Origin of the sequence: Vibrio hangzhouensis (genome assembly GCF_900107935.1) — a bacterium.
In the GTDB taxonomy this organism is placed as follows: domain Bacteria; phylum Pseudomonadota; class Gammaproteobacteria; order Enterobacterales; family Vibrionaceae; genus Vibrio; species Vibrio hangzhouensis.
Genome location: NZ_FNVG01000054.1, coordinates 1 through 6,999, shown reverse-complemented (window position 1 = coordinate 6,999; position 6,999 = coordinate 1). Strand labels below are relative to the sequence as shown.

Genomic DNA, 6,999 nt, shown 5'->3' with positions numbered 1-6,999 from the left:
AAACTGGAATGTAAGACCACGTTTGGTATCCGCACCTAACTCAAAAGCCTGAGCTGATGTTGACAAAGCTAAGATACCTGATGTTGCAAGAAGAACGCGTGTAACTAGTGTATTTTTCAATGTTGAAACCTCAATAAGGCCATCCAGTGGTAATAAGTCCTGAGTAAAAGTTGACCGCTCGTTGTTTAAGCGACGCAGTTAAGTTGTGTGTATTTTAACCACCAGCCACTTCAATACTTACCATTTTGCGCCAACGTGATTAAAAACCAATCAGCTGCCGTTCTGCTTGTCTTCGAACGAGGTGAACGTTTACTGTGCCGTTCCCGTCATTTTTCGCTAAAATTAGGCAATTGCTCGTTACGTGATCGACATCATTAACTATAGAAGTTAACTGGGTAAAAACATAAGGAAAAACCAAACATTATGCTTTCAGGCTCGACACTTCCTTCAATAAAAGCCCTCAGAACCTTTGTTTCTGTGGCTCACAACCTCAGCTTCTCCAAAGCTGCACAAGAGCTATGTGTCACTCAAGGAGCGGTCAGCAAGCAAATTGCCGCTTTAGAGCAACAACTTGGACAAGCGCTGTTTGAGCGACATATTGATGGAATTACGCTGACCCAAATGGGCGAACAATATTTACCCAGTATTCTGGAAGCTTTGGAAACGGTGCAATCCGCCACAGCCCGACTAAAACAACTCGAAGACGACGAGGAAGTCGTCAATCTTGACGTTACCCCGTCATTTGCCAGCCTGTGGTTGATCGACGCACTTGCGCGCTACCAACGAGAGCATGAGGGGATACGTTTCAATATCAAAACCGGTGATGGACCAATAAGGGGACTCAACACCAAAAGCGACATCATCATTCGCTGTTTACCCATCTCAGCTCACTATGAAAACTCAACGCTGCTGACCGGAGAGAACCTATTGCTGGTTGGTTCAGCTAACCTGTTATCCGCTCACCCCATAACCACCCTTGATGATCTCACCCTACATCGTTTTATTCCTCACATCACACGCTCCCATTTGTGGGAGCAATTTCGCGAACAGTCTTCTCCAAAAACACCGATGACTTTCTACGAAGTGGGCTTTGAGCATTTTTTCATGTCGTTGGAGGCTGTGAAAAATAATACCGGACTGGCTTTAGTGCCAGATTTTATGGTGGCACCTTTGGTTGCAGCGAAACAATTGATAAATCCGCTTAATCTCAATCTGAGCAGTCAGTACGGATATTATGCCTTCACACCAAATCACCGCCTGAGTACCCGCCGCGTCTATGAGTTCAATCATTGGTTGCAGCAGGAATTTACTGCGTCAACCAAACAATAAAAATAAAACCCAGTGACGAATCACTGGGTTTTCCTTACCAATATTTCGGCGATTACTTCAACAGACCCGCTTCCTTGTAGTACTTTTCTGCACCCGGATGAAGCGGTGCAGAAAGACCATCTTTAATCATTTCTTCTTTCTTAAGATTGGCAAAGGCTGGATGTAGTCGTTTGAAATCATCGAAATTTTCAAATACCGACTTAACAATGGCGTACACCACATCGTCAGGTACATTAGTAGACGTCACGAAAGTGGCGCCCACACCAAACGTCATCACGTCATCGGGATTACCGTTGTACATGCCGCCTGGTACAGATGCTTTACGGTAAAAACTGTTTTCTTCCAACAACTTATCAACGACTGGGCCGTTTACCGAAACAATACGACTGTCACAAGAAGTAGTGGCTTCTTTGATTGCGCCGCTTGGGTGGCCGACGGTGTAAATCATGGCATCGATCTTATTGTCACATAGTGCTTTCGACTGCTCAGATGCTTTCAACTCTGAAACAAGCTTAAAGACCCCTTTGTCCCAGCCATAGCCCTGCATTAACACTTCCATGGTCCCGCGCTGACCAGATCCAGGGTTACCGATGTTAACTCGTTTACCTTTGAGATCTTCAAAGCTTTGAATGCCGGCATCAGCACGGGCAACAACAGTAAACGGTTCAGGGTGAACCGAGAATACGGCCCGGAGATCTTTGAAAGCACCCGCGTCGGCAAACTTACTGGTTCCGTTGTATGCATGGTACTGCCAGTCTGACTGTGCAATGCCAAGATCCAACTCACCCGCACGAATAGTGTTGATGTTATAGATTGAACCACCAGTACTCTCTACCGAACAACGAACATTGAATTCTTTGCGATTTTTATTCACGAGACGACAGATCGCACCACCCGTTGGATAGTAAACCCCAGTCACACCACCAGTACCTATGGTGACAAATCTATCTTCTGCCTGCGCCAGAGTCGCTCCCCCCATCGCAAAGCATGCGGCGGATACGGTTAACATGGTCTTTAATTTGGTCATAGTTATTCCTTTTCCTGTCGTAGGTATCACGTACCGATAAACTCCTGAATTACCGGCCAATGTCAAAACTATTTCGAAACGCTTTTGCACTCATCAGTTCAATATTGAGCATGGCTGACGTTTTCACTAGCTGCCTTACCTGAGCAGCGTTGCTCAACGCAACAGCACCTTGATTGTCATAGTGATTATTCTCAAATCCAACTCTAGCATCAGCCCCCATAAGCATAGCAGTGGTCAAACAATTGTGTTCAAAATGACCAAATGCACAGACTGCCCAACGGTGATCAAGCTCAAATAATCGACAACTTAAGAAAGGAATAAGGTCTTCAGGACGCGCTGTTTGATTTTGCTGATAGCGCCCCAGTACCAAAAGTAGATGATGGTGATAATCGGGCAACACTCCCTGTTTAATCAGACAAAAATAGCGTTCGAGATCCTCCAAACTGTAGAGAATATACTGGGCAATGATTCCATTTTCCGCTATCCAATGAAAGAAACGCGCACCTTCTGCAAGTGAGTTTTGGACCGGTAGTAACTCCCTTAAGGCCAACGACACGGCTTCAGGTTGCACCGCCTTAACCAAATGCATTTGTTGCTCAGGCTGGTACATTCCCACCGCTTCTGTTGTTAACTGAACCAATAGCGTGTCACCCACCGCCTCTTTCACTCTCTGATACAAAGGTAGGTTATCTTTGACTTCCAGAGAATGAACACCTGCGTGGTTTCTGGCATGCAAATGCACCATCGCTGCCCCGGCATCTCGGCAGGCAATGACTTCCTTCACTATTTCATCTGTGGTGATAGGTAATGCCAGATGATCTCTTTGAGTTTTCCGGGCGCCGTTGGGAGCAACAATAATGGCGGCTTGATATTGTGTTTCAGACGACATCAGTAACCTCCCATTTTTCAGACGCTTTGCGCAAGGTGGATTTTAGTCTGGACACCAACTCGATTACTTCCGACTCCGTGATAATAAAAGGTGGCGCGAGTAAGATATGATGCCCTTGCCTACCATCAATAGTGCCACTCATGGGATAACACATCAGGCCATTATCCATAGCAATGCGTTTGATCCACTGATGTGATTTTGACGCTACAGGTAAAGGCGCTTTTGATTCTGGGTCAGAGACCAGTTCGATACCCAGGAACAACCCTCTCCCCCGGATGTCCCCCACAAACGTGAAGTCTGCCAGTTGTTCCCTTAGCGTGTGTTCCAGTAGTGCACCCATATTTCTTACGTTCTGCAGCAGATTGTCTTCAATAATAGTCTCTATCGTCGCCAATGCGGCAGCGCAGGCGACGGGATGCCCCATGAAAGTATGCCCGTGCTGAAAAAAACCCGACCCTTCAGCGATCTGATCGTAGATTTTTTCATGGGCTATGGTCGCACCGATAGACTGATAACCCGCCCCTAACCCTTTGGCGATAGTCACAATATCGGGCGTAATTTGATCTTGCTCGAAAGCGAAAAATGTTCCGGTACGACCCACGCCACACATCACTTCATCCAATATGAGCAACACATCGTAACGATCGCAAATCGCTCGAATTCGGCTTAAGTATCCTTTTGTGGCAGGTACTGCTCCGGCCGTCGCCCCCACCACTGGCTCGGCGATAAACGCCATCACGTTCTCCGGACCCAAGTCCAGGATCTTCGTCTCCAGTTCGTTCGCCACGCGCAGACTGTATTGATCTTCGCTCTCATCAGAGCGCTGGTCACGATAGGCATAGCAAGGCGCAATATGATGGGCCGCCGACAACAACGGTCGAAATGGCTCTCGCCGCCACTCATTTCCGCCAACCGATAACGCGCCTAGTGTATTGCCATGGTAACTTTGTCGTCTGGCAATAAACTGAGTCTTGCATTGCAAGCCTCGCTCCACGAAGTACTGTCGGGCCATTTTCAGTGCCGCTTCTACGGCCTCTGAACCACCACTGGTGAAGTAGACATATTTCAGAAATTCAGGAGAGAGTGACACCAGTTTTGTCGCCAGACTTTCTCCGACTTCACTGGTAAAAAATCCGGTATGAGCATAGGGAATAGCTTCGAGTTGGCTTTTAATCGCAGCTTTCACCTTGGGATGGTCATGACCAAGGTTCGAAACCGCAGCCCCTCCACATCCATCTAAATAATGCTTTCCCTCGGAGTCGATAAGATACACTCCCTCCCCTCTGCTTACTGTGGGTAATTTTGCAGAGCAGTTACGATGAAAAACGTGACTCACTTTTGACCTCCTATCAACCAACGCTCACTCGTAGATTGCTCAATTTTTGTTCTTAACAAAGGGTCTGGCAAACGAATTAAAATTGGGGGTCATGAGAAAAGTTCATAGGCTGATTTTACTCTGAGTCAGCCTTTTCATGAGAAAGGGATTGAACAGAGCAGTAGTGAGATCATGGCCAATGTAATTAGGATTAAACTAGTCCGTTTCATGCCTTAACGAATGCTCCACACGCCAAAGAAACCGATGCGCTTCGATTTCCGCAATCTTTTCACGTTTTGCTTTCCCACACCGTTCATCGGTCGTTGACTCACCCCTTCGTTCTAGCTCCTGAGCCACTTCTTCGCTATAGCCATAAGCAAGTGACTGACAAAGTTCGTAAGAGTCCTGTCTTTCTATAGGGGTGTGATTACAACCCACCATCAGCCCCGGGAAAATGAATAGGAAAAATTTCGACTTCATAGTGAACTCCTTCAGAGCGCGCACTCCAATTCCAGTGACGCGCTCGGTATCAATAAAGGGTTCTCATCAACTGAATTGCTGACTTCCCAATCACTGTGCTTGACTACTTTTCAAGACACACTTTCTGGAAGTCGTTCCACTCACCAACGCCCGGAGCCACCTCTAGACACCCTTCCTTGGTGTCCATCACTGCAGTCAACGTCGAAATGAAGTCTGAACCATAAGCCGCATGCTGAGCGATAGGTTTGGTATTCAGCACGTACTTAGCTGCTTCTACGTTTCCTTCCGGAGTATTGTCAATGAACTGCTGAGCAAATTCAGCGCGCCACTCGGTATATGCGGTCGCAATAGTACGTTCCTTACTTTTTTCGGCTAACCCGACAGACTCCGCAAATGACTGCATTACACCCGGACGCTCGGAATGGTTAGCATGTCCGATACCTGCCGGACGTTTAATGACATAGTTATCACCCTCTAGCATCTCTACGCCCACGGTGTCGCCATTGCTATCTGCAAAGTTAAAGTGAGAGGCCACTACTGTGCGATACTTATCCAGGATCTTTTCTGCATCATCGACACTTTTCGCATTTCGAACCAGATAGTTTTGCAGAGCTCCAAGCTCGATCGCACTGTCTGACTGAAGGCCAACCCCCTGAGAGTCTGTGCCTTGGAAGTTGATTACGACACCAATGTCTTTACCCAGAGTCTGGCCAGAGCCATAGAATCCGGACGCCATAACCTGAACATAATCATCCGCTTGAAGCACCCAGTAGTTACCTCCAGAGAGAGACGGCGTATCATTCACTTGCCCAACAACACCCGTATCCGCAAAGCTCACAGTTGTACAACCGCTTAATGACGACTGCGCTGCAGAGGCCAATGCAGCATCAAGCTGAGACAGCGTAAACATGGTTTCGACAGAGATACCGCCAACTTTTGCCAGTGCTTCTACAACTTCAAAGTAATCAGGATTAAGCTTTCTTGAGTTCTCAAGTACCTTCATTGAGCGCTTCTCAAATTCGACGACGTCAATACCAGCCAATTTGTAAACGTATTTTGCTTCCTTGATGCCACGTCTTACTTCTTCGCCCACTTCTTTTTCAAACAACTCGGCATACTCGCTGGATTTAACTCCGCGAATGTCGACAATCGGTAGGCTTTCTTGCTGAACGAAAGATTCGGGAGCGTAGTAAGGCTGGTTGACGTTGAGCCCCGGTGCTGGCTCGAGAGAAATGGCATGCGCCACCCCTGATAGTGCAAGTGCAGTCGCAAGAATGGCGCGTTTGGTAGTTAACATGAATTCGTACCTCATTTGAAAGTTAATCGTTGACGGCCAATCACATCTCTGGCGTCTTGGTATAAACTTATCATTTGAAATATCCATAATTCAGATACTATAGGGTTAGTATTTCCAGAAAAACGGACAATTGTTATGGCAGAGATCGAAACAGAAGGATTTGAGTTTTTTGGTGTAGAAGAAACAGTGTTTCGCAAAATGGTGATTGAGAGGCTCGAAGCATTAATGGTGCAAGCGGGCTTGTCTAAGAACTCTCTCGCTCATAAAGCCGGCATTGGACGTTCCGCACTCTACGAAAAGATGGATAGAGAAGCAAAGAGCCATTTTACCATTCTCGACTTCTTCCGAATCGCAAAAGCATTGGACGTCAGTCTGCTTCAGCTGTTCCCCATGACCAGTCTGGAACGGCTTCACGGTGGACAATTGCCATTATCTGCCAGCACACTTAAATTTCTGGATATCATGCTGGCAGCCCCGAAAGAGGATATCGAGTTTCTCTCTGACTTTTATCGCGAGTTAAAAAAGCGTGATGAAGATATACTCAAGTAACATCAAGATGTCTGTTCAGCGAGAACTACTTGGCTTCTAGGCGCAGCAGTGATTTGGAGATCTAGTGGCTCTAAATCGAAAATCGCTAACAAAGCATATAAGCCAAGTAAACT

Annotated in this window: 7 protein-coding genes; 2 read left to right on the top strand and 5 right to left on the bottom strand. The window is 46.8% G+C overall.

All coding sequences use genetic code 11. The features are described 5' to 3' along the window. Window positions 1–423: 423 nt before the first annotated feature. Window positions 424–1,329 carry a LysR substrate-binding domain-containing protein gene (locus tag C4S60_RS23290; protein ID WP_103882917.1) on the top strand — a complete coding sequence of 302 codons (906 nt, stop codon included), beginning with the start codon at window positions 424–426 and terminating at the stop codon, window positions 1,327–1,329. 52 nt (window positions 1,330–1,381) lie between these two features. On the opposite strand, the gene C4S60_RS23285 is transcribed toward C4S60_RS23290, so the two are convergent. The 5 genes from C4S60_RS23285 to C4S60_RS23265 form a co-directional block, all read right to left on the bottom strand. Beyond that, window positions 1,382–2,356, bottom strand: a complete 975-nt coding sequence (locus tag C4S60_RS23285; RefSeq protein WP_103882915.1) for a TAXI family TRAP transporter solute-binding subunit — start codon at window positions 2,354–2,356, stop codon at window positions 1,382–1,384. A 49-nt stretch (window positions 2,357–2,405) separates the two neighbouring features. Next, entirely contained in the window at window positions 2,406–3,245 is an 840-nt protein-coding gene (locus tag C4S60_RS23280; protein WP_103882913.1) for a beta-keto acid cleavage family enzyme, read from the bottom strand. Further along, window positions 3,235–4,581: an aspartate aminotransferase family protein gene (locus tag C4S60_RS23275; RefSeq protein WP_103882911.1), complete on the bottom strand. Its 1,347-nt coding sequence runs from the start codon at window positions 4,579–4,581 to the stop codon at window positions 3,235–3,237. Before C4S60_RS23275 ends, C4S60_RS23280 begins: the two co-directional genes overlap by 11 nt. Window positions 4,582–4,776: 195 nt before the next feature. Next, on the bottom strand, window positions 4,777–5,040 hold the full coding sequence (locus C4S60_RS23270) for a hypothetical protein (protein WP_103882909.1): 264 nt from the start codon (window positions 5,038–5,040) through the stop codon (window positions 4,777–4,779). Between the two features lie 103 nt (window positions 5,041–5,143). After that, on the bottom strand, window positions 5,144–6,337 hold the full coding sequence (locus C4S60_RS23265) for a C45 family autoproteolytic acyltransferase/hydrolase (RefSeq protein WP_103882907.1): 1,194 nt from the start codon (window positions 6,335–6,337) through the stop codon (window positions 5,144–5,146). A gap of 135 nt (window positions 6,338–6,472) precedes the next feature. On the opposite strand from C4S60_RS23265, the gene C4S60_RS23260 reads away from it, so the two are divergent. Next, window positions 6,473–6,886 carry a helix-turn-helix domain-containing protein gene (locus C4S60_RS23260; protein WP_103882905.1) on the top strand — a complete coding sequence of 138 codons (414 nt, stop codon included), beginning with the start codon at window positions 6,473–6,475 and terminating at the stop codon, window positions 6,884–6,886. Window positions 6,887–6,999 lie beyond the last annotated feature (113 nt).

Coding starts and splice junctions, on each gene's coding strand:
- C4S60_RS23290 (WP_103882917.1), top strand. CDS start 424: ATGCTTTCAGGCTCGACACTTCCTTCAATAAAAGCCCTCAGAACCTTT.
- C4S60_RS23285 (WP_103882915.1), bottom strand. CDS start 2,356: ATGACCAAATTAAAGACCATGTTAACCGTATCCGCCGCATGCTTTGCG.
- C4S60_RS23280 (WP_103882913.1), bottom strand. CDS start 3,245: ATGTCGTCTGAAACACAATATCAAGCCGCCATTATTGTTGCTCCCAAC.
- C4S60_RS23270 (WP_103882909.1), bottom strand. CDS start 5,040: ATGAAGTCGAAATTTTTCCTATTCATTTTCCCGGGGCTGATGGTGGGT.
- C4S60_RS23265 (WP_103882907.1), bottom strand. CDS start 6,337: ATGTTAACTACCAAACGCGCCATTCTTGCGACTGCACTTGCACTATCA.
- C4S60_RS23260 (WP_103882905.1), top strand. CDS start 6,473: ATGGCAGAGATCGAAACAGAAGGATTTGAGTTTTTTGGTGTAGAAGAA.